Annotated in this window: 17 protein-coding genes; 11 read left to right on the forward strand and 6 right to left on the reverse strand. The window is 67.7% G+C overall.

Going from position 1 to position 21,788, the window contains the following annotated elements:
* The first annotated feature begins 100 nt into the window (after positions 1-100).
* The 3 genes from AB1I47_RS10730 (at position 101) to AB1I47_RS10740 (ending at position 4,575) form a co-directional block, all read left to right on the forward strand.
* On the forward strand, positions 101-1,492 hold the full coding sequence (locus AB1I47_RS10730; RefSeq protein WP_354683730.1) for a dihydrolipoyl dehydrogenase: 1,392 nt from the start codon (positions 101-103) through the stop codon (positions 1,490-1,492).
* Between the two features lie 103 nt (positions 1,493-1,595).
* A complete protein-coding gene (locus tag AB1I47_RS10735) occupies positions 1,596-2,144 on the forward strand; it encodes a TetR/AcrR family transcriptional regulator (RefSeq protein ID WP_354683731.1) in 549 nt (182 codons plus the stop codon).
* 229 nt (positions 2,145-2,373) lie between these two features.
* Positions 2,374-4,575, forward strand: coding sequence for a TonB-dependent siderophore receptor (locus AB1I47_RS10740; protein ID WP_354683732.1), 2,202 nt, complete (start codon positions 2,374-2,376; stop codon positions 4,573-4,575).
* A gap of 4 nt (positions 4,576-4,579) precedes the next feature.
* Here the strand turns inward: AB1I47_RS10740 and AB1I47_RS10745 are convergent, their stop codons facing one another.
* The 3 genes from AB1I47_RS10745 to AB1I47_RS10755 all read right to left on the reverse strand — a co-directional run bounded on the left by AB1I47_RS10745 (position 4,580) and on the right by AB1I47_RS10755 (position 6,428).
* A complete protein-coding gene (locus AB1I47_RS10745) occupies positions 4,580-5,110 on the reverse strand; it encodes a DsbA family protein (protein WP_354683733.1) in 531 nt (176 codons plus the stop codon).
* A 324-nt stretch (positions 5,111-5,434) separates the two neighbouring features.
* Positions 5,435-5,593 (reverse strand): hypothetical protein, encoded by a 159-nt coding sequence (locus tag AB1I47_RS10750; protein ID WP_354683734.1) that lies wholly within the window; start codon positions 5,591-5,593, stop codon positions 5,435-5,437.
* Between the two features lie 151 nt (positions 5,594-5,744).
* Positions 5,745-6,428, reverse strand: a complete 684-nt coding sequence (locus AB1I47_RS10755; RefSeq protein WP_354683735.1) for an SOS response-associated peptidase — start codon at positions 6,426-6,428, stop codon at positions 5,745-5,747.
* Between the two features lie 245 nt (positions 6,429-6,673).
* Here AB1I47_RS10755 and AB1I47_RS10760 point away from each other — a divergent pair, with 245 nt between their 5' ends.
* On the forward strand, positions 6,674-8,326 hold the full coding sequence (locus AB1I47_RS10760; protein WP_354683736.1) for an acyl-CoA synthetase: 1,653 nt from the start codon (positions 6,674-6,676) through the stop codon (positions 8,324-8,326).
* Positions 8,327-8,477: 151 nt separating this feature from the next.
* Positions 8,478-9,209: a BON domain-containing protein gene (locus tag AB1I47_RS10765; RefSeq protein WP_354683737.1), complete on the forward strand. Its 732-nt coding sequence runs from the start codon at positions 8,478-8,480 to the stop codon at positions 9,207-9,209.
* Positions 9,210-9,260: 51 nt separating this feature from the next.
* On the opposite strand, the gene AB1I47_RS10770 is transcribed toward AB1I47_RS10765, so the two are convergent.
* On the reverse strand, positions 9,261-10,334 hold the full coding sequence (locus AB1I47_RS10770; protein WP_354683738.1) for a GlxA family transcriptional regulator: 1,074 nt from the start codon (positions 10,332-10,334) through the stop codon (positions 9,261-9,263).
* A 147-nt stretch (positions 10,335-10,481) separates the two neighbouring features.
* On the opposite strand from AB1I47_RS10770, the gene AB1I47_RS10775 reads away from it, so the two are divergent.
* Both AB1I47_RS10775 and AB1I47_RS10780 read left to right on the forward strand, forming a co-directional pair.
* Positions 10,482-11,741, forward strand: a complete 1,260-nt coding sequence (locus tag AB1I47_RS10775; RefSeq protein WP_354683739.1) for a M20/M25/M40 family metallo-hydrolase — start codon at positions 10,482-10,484, stop codon at positions 11,739-11,741.
* Between the two features lie 169 nt (positions 11,742-11,910).
* Positions 11,911-12,174, forward strand: a complete 264-nt coding sequence (locus AB1I47_RS10780; protein WP_354683740.1) for a hypothetical protein — start codon at positions 11,911-11,913, stop codon at positions 12,172-12,174.
* A gap of 39 nt (positions 12,175-12,213) precedes the next feature.
* Here the strand turns inward: AB1I47_RS10780 and AB1I47_RS10785 are convergent, their stop codons facing one another.
* Positions 12,214-12,804 (reverse strand): superoxide dismutase family protein, encoded by a 591-nt coding sequence (locus AB1I47_RS10785; RefSeq protein ID WP_354683741.1) that lies wholly within the window; start codon positions 12,802-12,804, stop codon positions 12,214-12,216.
* A 144-nt stretch (positions 12,805-12,948) separates the two neighbouring features.
* On the reverse strand, positions 12,949-13,884 hold the full coding sequence (locus AB1I47_RS10790) for a LysR family transcriptional regulator (protein WP_354683742.1): 936 nt from the start codon (positions 13,882-13,884) through the stop codon (positions 12,949-12,951).
* Between the two features lie 549 nt (positions 13,885-14,433).
* Here AB1I47_RS10790 and AB1I47_RS10795 point away from each other — a divergent pair.
* From AB1I47_RS10795 to AB1I47_RS10810, 4 genes are all read left to right on the forward strand, one after another.
* Positions 14,434-15,261 (forward strand): alpha/beta hydrolase, encoded by an 828-nt coding sequence (locus tag AB1I47_RS10795; RefSeq protein ID WP_407935823.1) that lies wholly within the window; start codon positions 14,434-14,436, stop codon positions 15,259-15,261.
* A gap of 238 nt (positions 15,262-15,499) precedes the next feature.
* Positions 15,500-16,744, forward strand: a complete 1,245-nt coding sequence (locus AB1I47_RS10800; protein WP_354683744.1) for an efflux RND transporter periplasmic adaptor subunit — start codon at positions 15,500-15,502, stop codon at positions 16,742-16,744.
* Between the two features lie 297 nt (positions 16,745-17,041).
* Positions 17,042-20,227, forward strand: coding sequence for an efflux RND transporter permease subunit (locus AB1I47_RS10805; protein ID WP_354683745.1), 3,186 nt, complete (start codon positions 17,042-17,044; stop codon positions 20,225-20,227).
* Positions 20,227-21,774: an efflux transporter outer membrane subunit gene (locus AB1I47_RS10810; RefSeq protein ID WP_354683746.1), complete on the forward strand. Its 1,548-nt coding sequence runs from the start codon at positions 20,227-20,229 to the stop codon at positions 21,772-21,774. Before AB1I47_RS10805 ends, AB1I47_RS10810 begins: the two co-directional genes overlap by 1 nt.
* The last annotated feature ends 14 nt before the right edge of the window (positions 21,775-21,788 follow it).

Genomic DNA, 21,788 nt, shown 5'->3' on the forward strand with positions numbered 1-21,788 from the left:
CGGACCCGATGGCGCCGCCATGCCCGCGGGCTGCGGCGGCGCCATCCAGCCCGCTGATTGACACCAAGTTGACACCACAAGAACAGAGGAACCGTACGCCATGACTACCATCCAGACCGACGTCGCCGTGATCGGCGCAGGCACCGCCGGCCTTGCCGCCTACCGCGCCGCGATTGCCGCCGGCAAGCGCGCCGTGATCATCGAAGGCGGCCCGTACGGTACCACTTGCGCCCGTGTGGGTTGCATGCCCTCCAAGCTGCTGATCGCCGCCGCCGAGGCCGCGCACGAGCTGCGCCATACCGCGCCGTTCGGCGTGCATGTCGATGGCGAGATCCGCATCGACGGCCGCGAGGTGATGGCCCGCGTGCGCAGCGAGCGCGACCGCTTTGTCGGGTTCGTGGTGCGCGGCGTGGAGAACATCCCCGAATCCGACCGTATCCGCGGCTACGCCCGCTTTATCGACAACACCACGCTGGAAGTCGACGGGCAGACCACCGTGCGCGCCAGCCGCGTGGTGATCGCCACCGGCTCGACGCCGACGGTGCCGGCACCGTTCAAGGCCTTCGGCGACCGCCTGATCGTCAATGACGATGTGTTTGCATGGGAAGACCTGCCCCGCAGCGTGGTGGTGTTCGGCCCCGGCGTGATCGGGCTGGAGCTGGGCCAGGCGTTGTCGCGCCTTGGCGTGCGGGTGCGCGTGTTCGGCGTCAGCGGCTCGCTGGGGCCGCTGACCGATCCGGTGATCCGCGCCTATGCCGCTAAGACGTTCAATGACGAGTTCTGTCTTGATCCGGACGCCAAAGTGACGGAGATGGGCCGCGACGGCGACCAGGTGGTGGTGACCTACCTCGATGGCGAAGGCCGCGGCGTCACCGAGCGCTTCGACTACGCGCTTGTCGCCACCGGCCGCGAGCCCAATGTGCGCGGCCTGGGCCTGGAAAACGCCGGCCTCGCGCTGGACCAGCGCGGCGTGCCGCTGTTCGACGCGCAGACGCTCCAGTGCGGCAATGCGCCGGTGTTTATTGCGGGCGATGCCAACAATATCCTGCCGCTGCTGCATGAAGCCGCGGACGAAGGCAAGGCCGCCGGCGAGAACGCCGCCAGCTATCCGAGCGTAAAGCCGCTGGCGCGGCGCGCGCCGATCGCGGTGGTGTTCTCGGACCCGCAGATCGCGATGGTCGGCCAGCGTTATGCCGACCTGGCCGAGGGCAGCTTCGTCACCGGCGAGGTCAGCTTCGAAGACCAGGGCCGCAGCCGCGTGATGCTGAAGCACCGCGGACTGATGCACGTCTATGCCGACAAGGCGACCGGCCGCTTCGTCGGGGCTGAATGGACCGGCCCGCGCGCCGAGAATATCGCCCACCTGCTGGCATGGTCGTACCAGCAAGGCCTGACCATCGCACAGATGCTGACTATGCCGTTCTACCACCCGGTGGTGGAAGAGGGCCTGCGCACGGCGCTGCGCGACGCGGCGGCTAAGCTGGCCGACTGACGCGGCACGGCGTTTGCTAGACAGGTCTGTCTGTCATAGTATTGCCGCATGAAAGCCGGGCAGCGCGCTGCCCGGCCACTCCCGCCGACTACCTCATCCCCCAATGGCCACGCCTTCCGCCCGCGACCGCATCCTCGACACCGCCGCCCGCCTGTTCTACCAGGAGGGCTACCGTGCCACCGGCATCGACAAGATCATTGCCGAGTCCGGCGTGGCCAAGATGTCGCTCTATCGGCATTTCGCGTCCAAGAACGACCTGATCTCCGCGTTTCTGGCGCGTCGCCATGACGAATGGATGGCGTGGTTCCGCCAGGACGTGGAGACGCGTCTGGCCGAGCGAGCGCATCTGGACGTGATCGCCGACGCGCTGGCCGACTGGTTCACCACTGACTTCCGCGGCTGCGCCTTTATCAATGTGGTGGCCGAGGCGGGTGGCGATCCGCGCGCGGCTGAGCAGGCAGCGGCGCACAAGGCCGAACTGGCGGCGTTCGTCGCCGATATCGCCAGGCGCCTTGGGCTGGAGCAGCCGCAACAGGTGGCCGAGGAGGCGATGCTGTGCATGGAAGGCATGATCGTGCGCTACCAGATGCAGCCGGATCCGGCGGTGATCGAGGCCGGGCGGCGCTTGCTGGGGCGGCTACAGGTGCATTGATTGGTCGTTTGAGTCGCTGCGCCAGTCCCCCCGTGCAGCGACAGCTCCAACGCCGGAGCGGCTCGCGGCTCATCGCAGAGCCCCTACGAGCCACATGAATTGTCTCTCTTCGGACACATTCAGGTTACAATCGGAATGTAAGTGCGAAGTATTCGCATTCGCAATTAACAATTTCCTCTTGCGAACCGTGCCAGGTTGATAAGGCACAGCGCATTCCGACCTCTGAGTGATGACTTCCCACCCGACCCAGCGGGCTAAGCCTCGCTTTGCCCGTCCCGCGCTGGCCACCCCGCGCGGCCTTTCCCTGACCACCCTCGCGCTGAGCCTGCATGCCGCCGGCGTATTGGCCCAGCCGGCGCCCGCGCCGGCACCGGCCAATGCTTCCGCTGAGCTGCCCACCGTCACGGTCCGCGCCTCGAACGAAGACGAAACCGCCACCGGTCCGGTCCATGGCTTCGTTGCCAAACGCAGCGCCACCGCGACCAAGACCGATACGCCGGTGATAGAGACCCCGCAGTCGATCACGGTAATCACCCGCGACCGGATGGAGGCGCAGGGCGCCCAGACTGTGCAGCAGGCCATCGGCTACAGCGCCGGCGTCTATGCGGGGCCTTACGGCAACGACGCGCGCGGCGACTGGGGCAAGTTCCGCGGCACCGACTTCACGCAATACCGTGACGGCCTGCTGAACCAGGTCGGCTTCTACAACAACGTGCGCGCCGACGTGTACGCGCTGGAGCGGATCGATGTGCTGCGCGGGCCGTCGTCGATGCTGTTCGGGCAGGGCGCGGTCGGGGGCATCCTGAACCTGGTCAGCAAGCGTCCCCAGCCCGAGGCGGCGCGCGAGATCGGCGTGCAGTTCGGCAACTACAACCGCAAGCAGGTGCAGGCCGACCTGACCGGACCGCTCGATGCCGACGGCAAATGGCTGTACCGGCTGGTGGCGCTGGCGCGCGACAGCGACACGCACGTGGATTACGTCAAGGACAACCGCTACCTGATCGCGCCGTCGCTGACGTGGCGCCCGAACGATGCCACCTCGCTGACGCTGCTGGCCAACTTCCAGCGCGATGAAAGCGGGACTTCCGCGGGCTTCCTGCCGTGGCGCGGCATGCTGTACGCCAACCCGGCCGGCCAGATTCCGGATCACCTGTTCATCAGCGAGCCGGGCTTTGACCGCTACAACGCCGAGCAGGCATCGGTCGGCTACGAGTTCAGGCACAAATTCAACGACACCGTGACGGTGCGGCAGAACCTGCGCTATTCGCACAGCACGGTCGACTACCGCAGCATCTATGCGGCGGGCTTTACCGGCGCCACGCATGGCTGGGTGCCTGGCAGCGATACGCTGATGCGCCGCACGGTCTACCTGAACCAGCCCACGCTCAATTCCTTCGCGGTCGATACGCAGGCGCAGACCAACTTCCGCACCGGCCCGATCGGCCATACGCTGCTGACCGGCGTCGACTACCAGCATGCCGAGATCACCGGCCGCGCCGGCGTGGGCGGCACCGCGGCGCCGCTGAACGTGTTCAACCCGGTCTACGGCAATTTCACCATGCCGGGCACGCGCGACCTGAACCCCAGCACGCAGGCGCAGACCGGCCTCTACGTGCAGGACCAGCTCTCGTGGAACAAGTGGCTGCTGATGGTGGGGCTGCGCTATGACTGGTCGCGCGCGGCGCAGGACAACACCCCGTCCGCCAGCCGCGACGACAACGAGCTGACCAAGCGCGCAGGCTTGATGTACCGCTCCGATATCGGCCTGAACCCGTACGTCAGCTATACAGAATCGTTCCAGGGCGTCGCGGGCGTCAACCAATCCAGCCAGCCCTTCAAGCCGCTGCGCGGCTCGCAGTGGGAGGCGGGTATCAAGTACCAGCCGCCGGGCAAGAACGCCACGCTGACGATTGCAGCGTTCGACATGCGCGAGAAGAACCGCAAGGTCAGCGGCGTGGTCAACGGCAGGCCGGATTTTGTACAGGTGGGCGAAGCGCGCACGCGCGGGATCGAGGTGGAGGCGCTGGCGTCGCTGTCCAGCCGCCTGGACCTGATCGCGACCTACACCTACCTGGATGCGCGCGTGATCGAAGGCACCAGCGCAGAGGTCGGCAAGCGGCTGGCCAGCACGCCTTCGAACATGGCGTCGCTGTGGGCCAACTACCGCTTCAAGCTGTTCGAGATGCCGGGCTTCATGGCCGGCGGCGGCCTGCGTTACGTGGGACCGAGCTATGACGGCAACGACCAGAACCGCGTCGGCGGCATCACGCTGGTCGACGCCATGGTGGCCTACGACCACGGCCCGGTGCGCGTGGCGCTGAACGTGAGCAACCTGTTCGACAAGAAGTACCTGACCACCTGCCTCGCACGCGGCGACTGCTATTTCGGTGCGCGCCGCACGGTGGTGGGCAGCGTGACTTACCGCTTCTGACTGTTTAGGCTGCTTGGGCTGCCAGTGCGGTGTCGATGGCGCGCTGCAGCCGCTCCATGCCGAAGGTCACGTCCTGCACCGTGCCGTTGACGAAGAACGAGGGCGTGCCGCGCACCTGGCAGCGCATGCCGCCTTGCTGGTCGGCGCGGATGCGGGGCAGGTGGCTGTGCTCGGCCATGTCGCGGTCATAGCGATCAAGGTCCAGCCCGGCCATGTCGGCATATTGCCGCAGCGCATCGGGCTTCAGGCCCTGCGGGTGCTCGTACAGCATGCGGTACATCTGCCAGAAGCGGTCCTGGGCCGCCGCCGCCTCGGCGCATTCGGCGGCGGTTTCGGCGGACGGATGCCAGCTGCTCATCGGGTAGTGCCGGTAGACAAAGCGCACCTGCGTCCCATAATGTTCCAGCAGGATCTTCATTGCGCCATAGGCGATGCGGCAATAGGAGCACTCGAAGTCGCCATATTCGACGACGGTGACCCTGGCGGTGTCGGGGCCGATGACGTGGTCGGCGGGGGTGACGGCGACTTCCAGCATGGGCGTTCTCCGGTGCTTGCGCGGCAAGGCATGCGCGGATCTCTGTGCGGGAGGTTCCAGTTTAGTCGCCGCTGGCGGCAAATGCGGGAGGTGTCGGGAATGTTACGGCACCATCGACAGGTAGGCCGCCAGGATCACCAGGTGCGGCCCGGCGCGGAGTGCGAACGCACGCGTGAGAGGGAGTGCCGCCGGAAGTCAATATGTGGGCGCGGAAACAGGATATGGAGGCAAAAAGGGAGTCGGCTCCCTTCAATTATTTGAAATTGAGGGAAGTTTGGCGAGGATTGCCGGAAATTTTGGCGCCCTGAAGCGAGGCGCGCGATGTCAACCCGGCCCGATCTCTTCTTCCGGCTCGGATACCGCGGGGCGGGCCGGCGGGCGTTCGCGCAGCGCCGGGTGGTTGAGCAAGATCCAGCGCGCGGCAAATATCAAGGCAATCAGGCACGCGAAAAAATACGCGCACAAGGCGACGACGTTATGCATGATTAGTTGACCCGGTGTATCGGCTCTTGTGGCCGGTGTGGGGCGCAGTATGCGGAGCATTCGCTACGTCCGACACCCCTCGTCGGGTGGGGCAGGCGCCGCTTTTGGTATGCCGCGCAGTCAGGATGCCGGTCGGCGCCCGGCGTGGCGCTTAGTCGGCGTCCGGAATCGGCGCGCCGGGCACCTTGGGCGCTGGCTCGGCATGCATTGCACTTGCCGGCACCAGGGTCAGGAATGTCCGCGCCACCTCGGGATCGCGGCAGGCCAGCCAGTCGTCCCACTGCGCGCGCGGCACGATCACCACCGAGCGTTTCTCGTCGCCAGGCTTGTGGAAGCGCTGCATCACCGCATGCTGGGCGGAGTTGATGGTCAGCATCGTGAACGACAGCGCCTCGTCAGGCCAGCTACGCCACAGGCCGGCAATGCCGAAGGCCGGCTCGCCCGGCAGCGTGATGCGCCAGCGCACCGGCTTGCCCGGCGGCCCGCCGGGCACCGCATCCTCCGGATAAGCGAATTCGTAGAACGCAGTGGCCGGCACCAGGCAGAGCTGGCCCTGGCGCCAGTAGCGCGCAAAGGCGGGGCGTTCGCCGATGGTCTCGGCGCGGGCATTGGTGGTGTCGTAGCGGCGCGCGCCCGGCGGGATGCGCTTGCGCGGCACCATGCCGAACGAGGCCAGATCGCAGGTGCGTGCGCCCCCGTTTCCATCCACGACGCCGCGCACGATCGGCGCGAGGTAATCCGGGTAGGTCTCGGCCTTGAACAGCCCAGGCGGCGGCTCAACGCCGAAGATATCGCGCAGGATCTGGCGCTGGACCGGGGCATAGTTGGTGCACATGGGCTGCCTCATTGCCGTGATGCGGCTATCGTCCGCGCCGCGCGCCGCGGCGTCAACCCGCCGCAACGCCGGTCTGGCATGGCAAAAACCGTCAGTCGCGCTGGCGGATTCGGTTATTGCCCCGGCCCGCCGCGCTGCCGCACACTGCCGCGGCAGCCGCCATGCGCGCGGCACCGACTACAACCGGCACCATGCCGCCAGGGCAGCACCAGGCCCGGCATCCAGCCAGATCTACAGGAGACACCATGCGCGACTACGCCCAGGCTTTCGAAGGCTTTTCCTATGACGATGCCGCGTCGCGGCAACTGCACGGCAACCTCGACGCGATCAACGCCTGCGTCGAATGCTGCGACCGGCATGCGCTGCCCGGCCGCATCGCGCTGTTCTGGGAAGGCCGCGACGGCAGTTCGCGCCACTGGACCTTTGCCGAGCTGCAGGCGCTGTCGGCGCAGTTCGCGGGCTTCCTGCAGGCGCAGGGCGTGCAGCCGGGCGACCGCGTCGCCGGGCTGCTGCCGCGCAATGCCGAGTTGCTGGTGACGATCCTCGGCACCTGGCGCGCCGGCGCGGTGTACCAGCCGCTGTTCACGGCCTTCGGGCCCAAGGCGATCGAGCACCGGCTCAATACCTCCGGTGCCAAAGTGGTGGTCACCGACGCGGTCAACCGTCCCAAGCTCGATGACGTCGAGGGCTGTCCCGCCATCGTCACCGTCGCAGGCGACAAGGGCCGCGGCCTGGTGCGCGGCGATTTCAGTTTCTGGGCCGAGCTGGAGCGCCAGCCGGCTTCGTTCGCTCCGGTGATGCGCCGCGGCGACGATCCCTTCCTGATGATGTTCACTTCAGGCACCACCGGCCCCGCCAAGCCGTTGCTGGTGCCGCTCAAGGCCATCGTGGCGTTTGCCGGCTATATGCGCGACGCGGTCGACCTGCGCCCCGAAGACGCATTCTGGAACCTGGCCGACCCCGGCTGGGCCTATGGCCTGTACTACGCGGTCACGGGCCCGCTGTCGCTTGGCCATCCCACCACGTTCTACGATGGCCCGTTCACGGTGGAGAGCACCTGCCGCGTGATCCGCAAATACGGCATCACCAACCTCGCCGGCTCGCCCACGGCATACCGGCTGCTGATCGCCGCCGGCGCAGCGGTGTCCGGTCCCTTGCGCGGGCGCCTGCGCGCGGTCAGCAGCGCGGGCGAGCCGCTCAACCCGGAAGTGATCCGCTGGTTCGCCAGCGAGCTGGACGTGACCATCCACGACCACTACGGCCAGACCGAGCTGGGCATGGTGCTGTGCAACCACCATGCGCTGGCGCACCCGGTGCATATGGGCGCGGCCGGCTTCGCCAGCCCGGGCCATCGCGTGGTGGTGGTCGACGATGAGCAGCGTGAACTGCCGCCGGGCCAGCCGGGCACGCTGGCGCTGGACCTGGAGCGCTCGCCCATGTGCTGGTTCGGCGGCTACCACGGCACGCCCACCAGTGCGTTTGCCGGCCATTACTACCTGACCGGCGATTCGGCCGAACTCAACGACGACGGCAGCATCAGCTTTATCGGCCGCGCGGACGATGTCATCACCACCTCCGGCTATCGCGTGGGCCCGTTCGATGTGGAAAGCGCGCTGATCGAACACCCGGCCGTGGTGGAGACGGCAGTGATCGGCAAGCCCGATCCGGAGCGCACCGAGCTGATCAAGGCCTTCGTCGTGCTGGACCCCCAGCATCGCGCCTCGCCTGAGCTGGCCGAGGCATTGCGCCAGCACGTGCGCAAGCGCCTGGCCGCGCATGCCTACCCCCGCGAGATCGAATTCGTGGCCGAACTGCCCAAGACCCCCAGCGGCAAGGTCCAGCGTTTCATCCTGCGCAACCAGGAAGTGGCGCGCGCGCGGGAAGCGGCCGCGGGCTGAGCGCTTCAGGCCCTCCCGGGACCGCTTCCTATAATGAGGTAAGCGGTTGCCGGGCCCCGGGGGCAAGTGAGGCCGCGGCGCCGCGCCAGGCGCGCCCGCAGGCAGGGGCGCGAGTCCTTCCATCTTCAGACCATCGGGCGAGGCGATCAAAATGCAGAGTAGCGAAGCGGTGCTGACGCAGGCGCGCGCAGCCTTGGCGCATGTGCCTTATCAGGGGCATGTCCTCCATCCCACCATCCAGTTGCGGCTGTCAGACGGCGCGCTGATCCTGGAAGGCGAAGTGGCCGATATCGTCGACAAGACCCGCGCGGCGGCGACGCTGCGGCGCGTGGACGGCGTAACCAGCGTGATCGACCACCTGCGTGTGGCCGACAGCGGCGTCCAGGTGGGCGACGGTGAACTGCGCGACGCGGTATGCGAGCGGCTGCTCAACGCGATCGATTTCCGCAATTGCAAGATCTGCGCGCGAGTCAAGGGCAAGCCCGAGGCGATGCGCGAGGCCGTGGGCGAACGCAGCGGCTGGATCGAGGTGGAAGTGCACGACGGCGTGGTGACGCTGTGGGGGCAGGTGATCAGTCTCTCGCATATGCGGCTGGCCGGCGTGCTGGCGTGGTGGTCGGGCGGCTGCCGCTGCGTGGTCAATGAACTGGTGGTGGCGCCCGCCGAAACCGACCGCGACGATGAAATCACCGAGGCGCTGATGCTGGTGCTGGAGACCGATCCCTTTGTCGATGCCGGCCAGGTCACCGTGCATACCGACAACCGCGTCGTCACGCTGGAAGGGTGCGTGACCAACGAAAACACGCGCCGCCAGGTCGAGCGCGACGCGTGGTACGTGCAGGGTGTGGAGGACGTGGTCAACCGCATCTCGCTGCGTACCTGAAGCTGAACGCCTGAGCGCTGGGCGCCGGCCGGCGCGCCCGCTCATGCGGGCTTACGCGCGCCGCAGCGCGGTGTCTTCCATGCGCCAGTAGCGCCGCCGCGCCCGCAGTGCGAAGCGGGCGCGGTAATCCGACATCGACATCCCCGTGTTGCGCTGGAACAGCCGCCGGAATGCGGCCGCGTCGCTATAGCCGCACGCTTCGGCAATCGCCTGCGTGCCGTGCAGCGTGACTTCCAGCAGCATGCGCGCGCGCTCCACGCGCAGCGTGTGCAGGTAGTCCAGCGGCGTCATGCCGCTCACCTGCCTGAAATGCCGCAGCAGCGTGCGTTCGCTGACCGCCGCGGCCTGCGCTACCTCCGCCAGCCGGTAGGGCTCGCCGACATGGTCCTGCAGCCACTGGATGGCGCGATAGACCGGGCTGTCGGCGGTACGGCTGAGCCAGCGCTGCGACACCAGCGCCGGCACGCTGCGCTGGCGCTCGTACTGGAACAGCATGAGCTGCGAAGCCGCCTGCGCCAGATCGGGATCGTGCAGGTGCCCCAGCACGCGCAACATGAACTCCACCTGCAGCGCCGGTGCCACGCACGAGAACACTTGCTCGTGCACGCTCATCGCCTGGTCGCCGCCAAGATCGCACTGCGGATACTCGCGCGTCATCCAGCTCTGGTACATCCAGGGCGCGCCGATGCGCGCGCCATCCAGCAGCCCGAGCTGCAGCGGAAAGACCAGCCCCGACGAACACGCCGCGATCCAGCCGCCGGCCTCGGCGTGGCGCTCCACCATGCGCAGCGCGGCGGTATCGCGCTGCACGATCTCGCCGAGCTGCGGGGCGTTGCTGGTCATCAGCGCGGGGATCACCAGCAGCGTGCGTGCGTTCGCGGCGCGGGCGCGCCGGGTGGAAGACACCAGCCCGGGCAGGTCGGTGGCAAGCGCGCGCCCGTTGCCGCCGCAGAGCTGCCAGCTCAGTAGCGGCGCGGCATCGGGCCGCTGCAGGCTGGCCACGCCAGCCACGGTGCGCAGCACGTCCAGCGTGGTGAAGAGGGTGCCGGGCATGGCTTCGGGCAGCCACAGCAGGCGTACGTGCAGCGGCGTGCTGCGTGAAGGCGTTTGGTCGAGGGCTCGCATGCGAGGGGGCGTGGTGGCGGGATCGGCATTTTGATTGGCGATATTGATCCTCCCCTAAGTTCCTGGCAAGGGCTAGCATCCTGCTGGTCATGTCCGGCACAGGCTGGCCGCGGCATGACCCCAACAAGACCAAACCGAGGAGAATCCATGCCGCTTTCCGTCCGCCACGTTGCCGCTGCCGCCGCCCTGATGCTCGCCGGTGCCGGCACCCTTGCCGCCGCGGCCCAGCCCGACGCCGCGTTGCTGGCCGCCGCGCGTGCCGCGCAGCCGGCGCTGGTGCAGTCGCTCAAGGAGATGGTGTCGATCGAATCCGGCAGCGCCAACGCCAGCGGGCTGGCACAGATGGCCAGCTATACCGAGAAGCGGCTGCAGGCGCTGGGCGCGAAGGTCGAGCGCGTGCCGGTGACCAAAGGGCCTGGCACCATGGTCAAGGCCACCTTCACCGGCACCGGCAAGCGCCGCATCATGCTGATCGCCCACATGGACACCGTGTACCCGGAAAACACGCTGGCCACGCAGCCGATCCGTGAAGAAGGCAACCGCCTGTATGGCCCGGGCATCGCCGACGACAAGGGCGGCATCGCCGTCATCCTGCATTCGCTGGAGATCCTGAAGAACAAGGGCTGGCGCGACTACGCGCAGATCACGGTGCTGCTCAACCCGGACGAGGAAGTCGGATCGGTGGGCTCGGGCGAGGCCATTGCCGCGCTGGCCGCGCAGCATGACGTGGTGCTGTCGTGCGAGCCGACCGCGGCCAAGGACGTGGTCAAGGCCGAAGCGCTGCTGCTGGGCGCCTCCGGCACGGCAATGGCCACCATGCAGGTCAAGGGCCGCGCCGCCCACGCCGGCGCCGCGCCGGAGCGCGGCCGCAACGCGCTGATCGAGCTCGCTTACCAGTTGCAGCAGACCCGCGACCTGGCCACCCAGGTGCCCGGCTCGCAGCTCAACTGGACCCAGGCGCAGGCCGGCTCGGTGCGCAACCAGATCCCCGAAAGCGCGGTCGCCTACGGCGATGTGCGCACCACCGCCAGCGGCGCCGCCGAGAAGCTGAAGCTCGCGCTGCAGGACAAGGTCAAGGCCAGCCAGCTTGTGCCGGAGACCCAGACCACGGTAACGATGGAAGAGGGGCGCCCGGCGTTCGTTGCCGATGCGCGCGGCCGTGCGCTGGCCAGGCGCGCGCAGGAAATCTACGCCGAACTCGAAGGCCGTACGCTGGCGCTGGCCGAAGGCACCGGCGGCGGCACCGATGCCGGCTATGCGGCGCGCTCGGGCAAGGCCGCGGTGGTCGAGAGCTTCGGGCTGGCCGGCTTTGGCTACCACGCCCGCGACGAGTACATCGAGCTCGATTCCATCGTGCCACGCCTGTACCTGATGACGCGAATCCTGGAAGACATCGGCCGCAACTGAAGGAGGGTCCGGGGCCGGCAGCGCCCGACCCAGCACTCTCCAAAAGGCGTATCCGCCGCTGCCGCGCACGGACTGCCCCTGGGCGGCGCACCTGCTTCCCCAAGCCTGATACAGTGTTGTCGCCGCCCTCGTGGCGGCCATGACAACAGGCGATACAGGGGAGACAGGAATGAACCGCAAAGGCTTGGTCGACGCCGCCATGGCGTTGGAAGACCTGGCGGCCGGCAACACGCCGGATGCCGCGCAGGTCACCGCAGGCGCCGCCGCGCTGGAACAGATCCATGCCGACTATCCGGGCTGGCGCGATGTCGGCGATGCGCTGTTCGGCCTGAAGGCGCTGGCCAGCGGCAGCGGCATGGAGCTGGACGCCAAGGGGCGCCAGCGCGCCGGGCGGCTGGCCGATATCGTGCGCAGCCTGCTCGATCAGATCTGAGGCCGCGCTCGGGAAGCGCAGCATCGTATCGAGGCGCGGTCAGGAAGCGGCCACCACCCCGCAAGCAATGCGCCCGCCCGCATTCCCGGTCGGCTGCGTCTTGTAGTCGTCCGGATCCTTGTGTACCACCACCGCGCGGCCGATCACGCTGTTGGCGCCGGTGCCCACCGACAGGTCCGGCAGCAGCATGCTGACGCGCACGTTGCCGCTGGCGTCGGCGGTCAAGTTGTTCATGTCGCCGGCGTGGTGGTCGGGCATGGTCATCTGCCCGTGCGGCTTGCCGGTGGGGTTGAAATGGCCGCCGGCGCTCATCGCGTCGGGCGCGGAGCAGTCGCCCTTTTCATGGACGTGGAAGCCGTGGACCGAATTGGGCGGCAGGCCCGTGATCGACGCGGTCATCATCACGCCGCCGGGTTGCTGCTGGAAGGTCACGGTGCCGGCGGTATTGGTGCCGCTCTTGGGCTGCAGCGTGGCCGTGGCCCGCGCCGTGCCGGCGGTAGCGGACGCGCTGGCCGCGCTCGATGTGCCAGCGGCGCTGGATGAGGCCGAGGAGGTCCTGCCGCCGGCGCAGCCGGCCAGTGCCACGGTGGCGGCGAGGCAAACAGCCAGGGGGGTAAGCACTTGTTTCATCGGAACCCTTCTTGTTGTCGTGATTTCGGAAGAAACAGTATAGGTCGGCCGGCGCCTGGCGGATTTCCGGTTTTGTCCTACATGACGCCGCGGACCCGCGCCGCTGGCGGATTGCCGCGCCCATTCCCCGCTGTGCTTGCCCTTTCAGGCCGCCACCGCCAGCCGCTGCTGTGCCGCACCAAAATGCGGATGGCGCGAGAACAGGTCCGCCGCCCAGTTGACGAACACCCGCACCTTGGCCGACAGGTGCCGGTTCTGCGGATACATCGCCGAGATCGGCAGGTCGTCGGTCTGCCAGTCGGACAGGATTTCCACCAGCCGGCCGCTGTTGACGTAAGGCTCCGCCATCGCGCGCGAGACGCGGGCCACGCCGTGGCCTTCGAGCGTGCAGCCCAGGTAGACCTCGGCATCGTTGGTCGAGATCGCGGAGGACAGCAGCACCTCGCTGCGTTCCATCCCGCGCGCCATCGACCAAGGCATTTCGCGTCCGGTGCGGTTGGAGAGGAAGTTCACCGCCTTGTGCTGTGCCAGCTCGGCCAGGTCGCGCGGCGTGCCGAAGCGGTTCAGGTAGATCGGCGATGCGTAGAACGCCAGCTGTACATGGCCGATGCGGCGGGCCACCATCGACTCCTCCACCGGTGTGCCCACGCGCAGCACCACGTCGACGCCTTCCTGCAGCAGGTCGATGGGCTTGCCGTTGATGGTCAGGTCGAGCTTCAGCTCCGGATACTGCTGGAAGAAGTCATGCAGGTTCGGCACCAGTACCAGTTGTGCCAGCGCCGCGGTGGTATCCACCGACAGCGTGCCGCGCGGCGAGTTGTTATGCCGCGTCAGCGACTGCTCGGCTTCCTCGACATCGGCCAGGATGCGCACGCACCGTTCGTAATAGGCGGCACCGTCGTTGGTGACGCTGATGCGGCGCGTGGTCCGGTGCAGCAGCTTGACGCCCAGGTGGGTTTCCAGGTTCTGGATCAGCCGGGTCAGCGTGGCCTTGGGCAAGTCCAGCGACTCCGCGGCGCGCGCAAAGCTGCCGACGTCCACGACCCGGGTGAATGCCTGCATTGATACGAGACGGTCCATGATGAGGTTCCGACGATAGATCCGAACGGCGCTGCCACCCGCGCTCGTGGCGCGTGCGGGCCGCTGCTGGTTGGTTGTTGTTGTGGGGAATCTGCCGGCTGGCTGGCACCGGAATGACGCGCTGGCTGGGCGCGTGCTCTCCGGCATGGGTTTGTCAGGGCGTCCGGTGCCACGGGGAAAGTCCCCGTTTCCGACCGGGCGCGCACCGGCCTGGCAGACCGCCGCGCGTGCCGAGAGCCGGAGTGAATCACAATTTCCAAGACCTTGTCATGCGTGGGGATTTGGGCAGTGGCGGGGGCAATGGCGCGGACGATGGCGGGCCGGCGCCGGGCCATGACAGCGTTGTTGCCGATTATTCCAATCGCGGAACAGTGCATTGGCGATCTCTTGCTTTATCCCATCCTCGTCAATCACCATAATTCGTTGCATCGCAACACTCAAGCGCATCGTATTCGCCGTGCGCCGGACGCCATGCCACAGAAGCCAGGCCCACGCTCCCATGCCGTCAGAAGGCCCGCCGCCAGCGCAGCGGGCCAGGCGCAGCCACGCGTGGCCGAGCATACGGTGACCAGCGACGGGCGCGAGATCTCGGTGTGCGTGTGCTACCCGCCGGGCTATCCCGCGCCGGGCGCCGAGGGCGCGGCCTTGTTGCCCTGGCTGGTGTACCTGCATGCCGGCGGCTTTGTCGATGGCGGCCTGGAGCAGGCGCAAAAGCTGGTGCAGGACCTGGCCACCACGGTGCCGGCGGTGGTGGTAACGCCGGCGTACTCGCTGGCGCCGGACAATCCGTTCCCGGCGGCGCCGGAGGACGCGCACAGCACGGTGCAATGGGTGCTGCGCAACGCCAGGCGCCTGAAGGTGGACAAGACCCGCTTCGCGCTGGTGGGCGAAGAAGCCGGCGGCAACCTGGCGATCGCGCTGGCCCAGATGCTGCGCGACCGCGGCACCGCGCAGCCGCGCGGCCAATGGCTGATCCGTCCGGTAACCGACCCGTGCCTGCAGCATGCCTCGTGCGCGGGTTATGACGGCGGACAGGTGCCGATGGAAACGCTGCGGCGCCTGGCCTGCAACTATCGCGACTACCTGCCCACGCCGGCGGATACGGTGCATCCGTATGCCGCGCCGGCGCTGGCGTCGCGGCTGGCCGGGCTGCCGCCCACGCTGGTCCAGGTAGCGGAATTCGATGCGCTGCGTGCCGAAGGCGAAGCCTTCGCCGGGCGCCTGGGCAAGGCCGGTGTGCCGGCCCAAGCCATGATCATGCCCGGCGCCTGCGGCGACGGCGTGGAAGAGACCCATGAGAGTTGTCAGGCATGGGTCGACGAAGGTGCGCGGTTCCTGCGGCGATGTCTGGCCGCGGCCGACGATACCTCATCCTGACTGAACGCCGGCCTGCCTGATCGCAGCCGGCCTGGAGCCGAGCCCCCCGGCTGAGCCGCTCCAGATAATCGCCAGCCGGCTCTGCTTCGGCCAGAGCCTGGACCGCCCGATTGTGGTGGCGGTCCTGAGTCCGACCATCAGTTTGGCCATGGTTCCGGTCCGCTTTCGCGGACCGGCAGGCGGCGTTCGGCCATTTTGCTTTTCCGGTTGAAGAAAACCCGAACCAGGAGTTTGAGAAATGCAGCAGCAGAAAAGACATACCCTGATTGCGCTCGCCATTGTCGTGGTGCTGGGCGCCGGCGTGGCCGCCGCGGCCCTGCGTGGCGCCTGGCATGGCGGCGAAGCCCATGCCAACACCCCGCCGCCCGCGCCGTCGATTGAAGTCGCCGCGGCGGTCGGCCAGACCATCACCGAGTGGGACGAGTTCTCCGGCCGCCTCGAGGCGGTTGAGAGGGTGGAGATCCGCCCGCGCGTCGGCGGCACCATCGACGCCGTGCACTTCCGCGAAGGCGCGCTGGTGAAGAAGGGCGATCCGCTCTTCACCATCGACCCGCGTCCTTATGCCGCGGAGGTGGCCCGCGCCGAAGCCGCGCTGGCCGCCGCGCAGGTGCGCGCCGCTCACGCTCAAACCGAACAGGCGCGCGCCCAGCGGCTGCTGGATGACAACGCGATCTCGCGCCGCGAGTTCGACGAACGCATCAACGCTGCCCGCGAAACCGGCGCCAACGTGCGCGGCGCGCAGGCGGCACTGGAATCGGCGCGCCTGAACCTGGCGTACACCCGCATCACCGCGCCGGTGGCGGGGCGCGTGTCGCGTGCTGAAATCACTGTCGGCAACCTGGTGGCGCCGGGCGCGGCGTCACCGGCGCTGACCACGGTGGTGTCGGTATCGCCGGTCTATGCCAGCTTCGAGATCGACGAGCAGAGCTACCTGCGCTACACCGCGCCGGGTGCCGGCGGCGGCCAGGCCAACCTGCCGGTCTTCCTGGGGCTGGCCAACGAGGACGGCCATCCGCACGAAGGCAAGATCCAGTCGGTCGACAACCGCCTGGACCCGCGCAGCGGCACCATCCGCGTGCGTGCGGTGTTTCAGAACGAAGACGGGCGCCTGCTGCCGGGCCTGTACGCCAAGGTCAAGCTGGGCGGCGGCGCGCCGCACCCGGCGGTGCTGGTCAACGACCGCGCCATCGGCACCGACCAGGGCAAGAAGTTCGTGCTGGTGCTCGACAAGAGCAACAAGCTGATCTACCGCGAAGTGGAGCTCGGACCCAACTACGAAGGCTTGCGCGTGATCCGCAAGGGCGTGAAGGCGGGCGAGACCATCGTCGTCAACGGCCTGCAGCGCGTGCGGCCGGGCGATACGGTGCAGCCGAAGACTGTCGCCATGGCTTACCGCAGCGAACTGGAACCGCGCGGCAATGCGCCGGACCGCAAGCAGGCGGCGAGCGAGAAGGGCGAGGCTGAAGCAAAGCCGGTGAGTTGAGCGCAGCACAGCTTGCGGCGATTTGCTCCCCTCTCCCGCTTGCGGGAGAGGGGCAGGGGGTGAGGGCAGGAGCGTCAACGGCTGAGGCCTGTGGGTTAAAACCGTTGGCTTCGCTTGTTGTGGTGCCTTGCTAGACCACCCCTCACCCCGGCCCTCTCCCCTGAGGGGAGAGGGAGAACACCTTGCTTGGGCTAGTTCGGACGGCTTTGGTGCACCCGTAGTTTTTATCGTTCCCCCAGCTGTTGATGGTGCCCGCCCCTGGCGGGCCGCCAGGGGATCGCTTTAGCAGAGACCAACATGAATCTCTCAAAATTCTTTATCGACCGCCCCATCTTCGCGGGGGTGCTGTCGGTGCTGATCTTCCTGATCGGCGCCATATCGATGTTCAAGCTGCCGATCTCGGAGTACCCGGAAGTGGTGCCGCCGTCGGTGGTGGTGCGCGCGCAGTACCCGGGCGCCAACCCCAAGGTGATTGCCGAGACGGTGGCATCGCCGCTGGAAGAGCAGATCAACGGCGTCGAAGACATGCTGTACATGTCGTCGCAGTCCAACAGCGACGGCCTGCTCACGCTGACCGTGACCTTCAAGCTGGGCACCGACCCGGACAAGGCCCAGCAGCTGGTGCAGAACCGCGTGTCGCAGGCCGAGCCGCGGCTGCCTGAAGACGTGCGCCGGCTGGGCATCACCACGGTCAAGAGTTCGCCTGACCTGACCATGGTGGTCCACCTGGTGTCGCCCAACGACCGCTACGACATGACGTACCTGCGCAACTACGCGGTGATCAACGTCAAGGACCGCCTGGCGCGGATCCAGGGCGTGGGCCAGGTGCAGCTGTTCGGCTCGGGCGACTACGCCATGCGCGTGTGGCTCAACCCCGAGAAGATGGCCGAGCGCCAGCTCGCTACCAGCGACGTGATCAGGGCTATCCGCGAGCAGAACGTGCAGGTGGCTGCCGGCGTGATCGGCCAGTCGCCGTCGCTGCCGGGCGCCGACCTGCAACTGTCGGTCAACGCGCAGGGGCGCCTGAGCACCGTGGAAGAGTTCGGCGATATCGTCGTGCGCACTTCCGCCGACGGCGCGGTCACGTACCTGAAGGACATCGCCCGCATCGAACTGGGCGCGTCCGAGTATGCGCTGCGCTCGCTGCTGGACAACAAGCCGGCAGTGGCCATACCCATCTTCCAGGCGCCGGGCTCCAACGCCATCCAGATTTCGGATGACGTGCGCAAGACCATGGAAGAACTGAAGCAGAACTTCCCGGACGGCATCGACTACAGCATCGTCTATGACCCGACGCAGTTCGTGCGCCACTCGATCGAGGCGGTGACGCACACGCTGTTCGAGGCCATCGCGCTGGTGGTGCTGGTGGTGATCCTGTTCCTGCAGACCTGGCGCGCGTCGATCATCCCGCTGCTGGCGGTGCCGGTGTCGATCGTCGGTACCTTCGGGCTGATGCATGCGTTCGGCTTCTCGATCAATGCGCTGTCGCTGTTCGGGCTGGTGCTGGCCATCGGTATCGTGGTCGATGATGCGATCGTGGTGGTCGAGAACGTCGAGCGCAATATCGAAGAGGGGCTGACGCCGAAGGAAGCCACCTACAAGGCCATGCGCGAGGTCAGCGGCCCCATCATTGCCATCGCGCTGACGCTGATCGCCGTGTTCGTGCCGCTGGCGTTCATGACGGGCCTGACCGGCCAGTTCTACAAGCAGTTCGCGCTGACGATCTCGATCTCGACCATCATCTCGGCGTTCAACTCGCTGACGCTGTCGCCGGCGCTGTCGGCCCTGCTGCTGAAGAGCCACGACGCGCCCAAGGACTGGCTGTCGCGCTGGATGGACCGGGTGTTCGGCGGCTTCTTCAAGCGCTTCAATCGCTTCTTCGGCCGCAGCGCTGAAAGCTATGGCCGTGGCGTGAAGGGTGTGATCCGCCGCAAGGGTTCGGTGTTCGGTGTCTACGCCGTGATGCTGGCGCTGACCTGGGGCGTGTTCCAGCTGGTGCCCAAGGGCTTCGTGCCGGCGCAGGACAAGCAGTACCTGGTGAGCTTTGCCAAGCTGCCCGACGGCGCCACGCTGGACCGTACCGAGGACGTGATCCGCAAGATGAGCGAGATCGCGCTGAAGCACCCGGGCGTGGAATCGGCGGTGGCGTTCCCCGGCCTGTCGATCAACGGCTTTACCAACAGCCCGAGCGCCGGCATCGTGTTCGCCACGCTCAAGCCGTTTGACGAGCGCAAGAGCGCCGACCTGTCGGGTGCTGCCATCGCGCAGCAGCTGAACCAGAAGTACGCGGCGATCCAGGATGCGTTTATCGCGGTGTTCCCGCCCCCGCCCGTGCAGGGCCTGGGCACCATCGGTGGTTTCAAGCTGATGATCGAGGACCGCGCGGCGCTGGGCTATGACGCGCTGTTCGAGGCGACCAACGCGTTTGCCAACAAGGCGCGCGCCACGCCCGAACTGACCGGCATCTTCAGCAACTACCAGGTCAACGTGCCGCAGCTCGACGTCAAGCTGGACCGCGTCAAGGCCAAGCAGCTGGGCGTGCCGGTGACGGAGGTCTTCGACACGCTGCAGACCTACCTGGGCTCGGCCTACGTCAACGACTTCAACAAGTTCGGACGTACATATCAGGTCAAGGTGCAGGCAGACGCGCCGTTCCGCGCCCATGCCGAGGACATCCTGCAACTGAAGACGCGCAACGCCGCCGGCGACATGGTGCCGCTGTCGTCGCTGGTGCAGGTGAAGCAGGGCTTTGGCCCGGACAGCGTGGTGCGCTACAACGGCTTTACCGCCGCCGACATGAACGGCGGGCCCGCGCCCGGCTTCTCGTCGGGCCAGGCCCAGGCCGCTGCCGAGCGCATTGCTGCCGAGACGCTGCCCAAGGGCATCAAGTTCGAGTGGACCGAGCTGACCTACCAGGACATCCTGGCCGGCAATGCGGGCGTGTGGATCTTCCCGCTGTGCGTGCTGCTGGTGTTCCTGGTGCTGGCCGCGCAGTACGAAAGCCTGACGCTGCCGCTGGCGGTGATCCTGATCGTGCCGATGAGCCTGCTGGCAGCGATGACTGGCGTGTGGCTGACGCAAGGCGACAACAACATCTTCACGCAGATCGGTTTCATCGTGCTGGTGGGGTTGTCAGCGAAGAACGCGATCCTGATCGTGGAGTTTGCGCGCGAGCTTGAGCATCACGGCCGCACCGTGGTGCAGGCCGCGATCGAAGCCAGCCGCCTGCGCCTGCGCCCGATCCTGATGACGTCGTTCGCGTTCATCATGGGCGTGGTGCCGCTGGTGGTCTCGAGCGGCGCCGGCGCCGAGATGCGCCATGCGATGGGCGTGGCGGTGTTCGCGGGCATGCTCGGCGTGACTTTCTTCGGGCTGTTCCTGACGCCGGTGTTCTATGTGGCGCTGCGCCTGCTGGCCACGCGCGGCCAGCGCCGCGCGGCCACGCAAGAGCAAGGCGCGCAACTGACGGCATCGGCTGAATAATGGTGATCAACATGAATGCCCCTGCATTTTCGACCGCATTTTCGACATACCAATGGTTGCCTAAACTGGCAACGCTGGCCGCGGCGCTAGTACTGGCTGGCTGCTCGCTGGCGCCGACCTACAAGGTGCCGGAAACCGCCACGGTGCCGGCCTTCAAGGAAGCCGAGGCGGCGCAGGCCGAAGGCGCGCAATGGAAAACCGCGACGCCGGCCGAAGGCCAGCACCGCGGCGAGTGGTGGAAGATCTTCGGCGATCCCGAGCTGGACCGCCTGATCGCCGCCGCGGGCTCGTCCAACCAGGACCTCGCCATCGCCGCGGCCCGCCTGAAGCAGGCGCGGGCTTTCACGGGCGCCACCGAGGCGGATCTCTACCCGCAACTGAGCGTGGGGCTGGACCCGACCCGCTCGCAGCCGTCGGCCGCGTCGCAGGGCCTGCCGCACGGCACGCGGGTGCCGCCGCAGACCGTGCTGAAGGCACGCGCGTTTGCCAGCTATGAGCTCGACCTGTTCGGCCGCGTCGCCTCCAGCGTCAACGCCGCGCGGGCCGAAGGCGAGGCCGCCGGGGACCTGTACCGCTCGGTGCAGCTCGCGCTGCAGGCCGACGTGGCGCAGGCGTACTTCGCGCTGCGCACGCTGGACAGCGAGCGCGACCTGCTCAACGCCACCATCAAGCTGCGCGAAGACGCGTTGTCGCTGCTGAAGAAGCGCTATGACGCCGGCGAAACCACCGACCTCGACCCGGCCCGCGCCGAAGCCGAGCTGGGCACCGCGCGCGCGGACCTGGCCGGCATCGAGCGCCGCCGCGCCAACCAGGAGCATGCCCTGGCGGTGCTCACCGGCGTGCCGCCGGCGGCGTTCTCGCTGCCGGCAAAGCCGTTCGATGCAGCGCCGATCGCGATTCCCGCAGGGTTGCCGTCCGAACTGCTGGAGCGCCGTCCCGACATCGCCCAGGCAGAGCGCCTGATGGCCGCGGCCAATGCCCGCATCGGCGTGGCCAAGGCGGCGTTCTTTCCGCGCATCACGCTGACCGGGCTGTTCGGTTTCGAGTCGGCGGATTTGTCGAACCTGTTCAAGTGGTCGTCGCGCACCTGGATGCTGGGGCCGCTGGTCGGCACCACCATCGGCCAGACCCTTTTCGACGGCGGCCGCAACCGCGCCAACCTGGCCGGCGCGCGCGCCGCGCATGAAGAAAGCGTGGCCAGCTACCGGCAGACCGTGCTGGTGGCATTCCGCGAAGTGGAAGACAGCCTGGCCGATGTGCGCTGGCTCAGCCAGCAGGCCGGCGCGCTGGACAGCGCACTTGGCGGCGCCCGGCGCGCGGCGCGGATCTCGCGCAGCCGCTACGACGCCGGCGCGGTCGACTACCTGACGGTGATCGATGCCGACCGCACCGTGCTGCAATCACAGCGCGAAGCCAACCAGGTAGCGGGCTTGCGCGCTGCCGCAACGGTGTCGCTGATCCGCCGTCTGGGCGGCGGCTGGGGCCCGGTGCCGGAGACGGTGGTGGCCGCGCAGCCGGCGCCTGACGTGGCAAAGCCAGCGCAGTAACGCCCGGCGGGGCT

Source organism: Cupriavidus necator, assembly GCF_040578825.1.
Classification (GTDB): Bacteria; Pseudomonadota; Gammaproteobacteria; order Burkholderiales; family Burkholderiaceae; genus Cupriavidus; species Cupriavidus necator_E.

What these genes read in the sequence shown, in the direction of transcription:
- AB1I47_RS10730 (WP_354683730.1), top strand. Translation starts at nt 101, where the DNA reads ATGACTACCATCCAGACCGACGTCGCCGTGATCGGCGCAGGCACCGCC.
- AB1I47_RS10740 (WP_354683732.1), top strand. Translation starts at nt 2,374, where the DNA reads ATGACTTCCCACCCGACCCAGCGGGCTAAGCCTCGCTTTGCCCGTCCC.
- AB1I47_RS10745 (WP_354683733.1), bottom strand. Translation starts at nt 5,110, where the DNA reads ATGCTGGAAGTCGCCGTCACCCCCGCCGACCACGTCATCGGCCCCGAC.
- AB1I47_RS10785 (WP_354683741.1), bottom strand. Translation starts at nt 12,804, where the DNA reads ATGAAACAAGTGCTTACCCCCCTGGCTGTTTGCCTCGCCGCCACCGTG.
- AB1I47_RS10755 (WP_354683735.1), bottom strand. Translation starts at nt 6,428, where the DNA reads ATGTGCACCAACTATGCCCCGGTCCAGCGCCAGATCCTGCGCGATATC.
- AB1I47_RS10735 (WP_354683731.1), top strand. Translation starts at nt 1,596, where the DNA reads ATGGCCACGCCTTCCGCCCGCGACCGCATCCTCGACACCGCCGCCCGC.
- AB1I47_RS10780 (WP_354683740.1), top strand. Translation starts at nt 11,911, where the DNA reads ATGAACCGCAAAGGCTTGGTCGACGCCGCCATGGCGTTGGAAGACCTG.
- AB1I47_RS10790 (WP_354683742.1), bottom strand. Translation starts at nt 13,884, where the DNA reads ATGGACCGTCTCGTATCAATGCAGGCATTCACCCGGGTCGTGGACGTC.
- AB1I47_RS10800 (WP_354683744.1), top strand. Translation starts at nt 15,500, where the DNA reads ATGCAGCAGCAGAAAAGACATACCCTGATTGCGCTCGCCATTGTCGTG.
- AB1I47_RS10805 (WP_354683745.1), top strand. Translation starts at nt 17,042, where the DNA reads ATGAATCTCTCAAAATTCTTTATCGACCGCCCCATCTTCGCGGGGGTG.
- AB1I47_RS10750 (WP_354683734.1), bottom strand. Translation starts at nt 5,593, where the DNA reads ATGCATAACGTCGTCGCCTTGTGCGCGTATTTTTTCGCGTGCCTGATT.
- AB1I47_RS10760 (WP_354683736.1), top strand. Translation starts at nt 6,674, where the DNA reads ATGCGCGACTACGCCCAGGCTTTCGAAGGCTTTTCCTATGACGATGCC.
- AB1I47_RS10765 (WP_354683737.1), top strand. Translation starts at nt 8,478, where the DNA reads ATGCAGAGTAGCGAAGCGGTGCTGACGCAGGCGCGCGCAGCCTTGGCG.
- AB1I47_RS10775 (WP_354683739.1), top strand. Translation starts at nt 10,482, where the DNA reads ATGCCGCTTTCCGTCCGCCACGTTGCCGCTGCCGCCGCCCTGATGCTC.
- AB1I47_RS10770 (WP_354683738.1), bottom strand. Translation starts at nt 10,334, where the DNA reads ATGCGAGCCCTCGACCAAACGCCTTCACGCAGCACGCCGCTGCACGTA.
- AB1I47_RS10810 (WP_354683746.1), top strand. Translation starts at nt 20,227, where the DNA reads ATGGTGATCAACATGAATGCCCCTGCATTTTCGACCGCATTTTCGACA.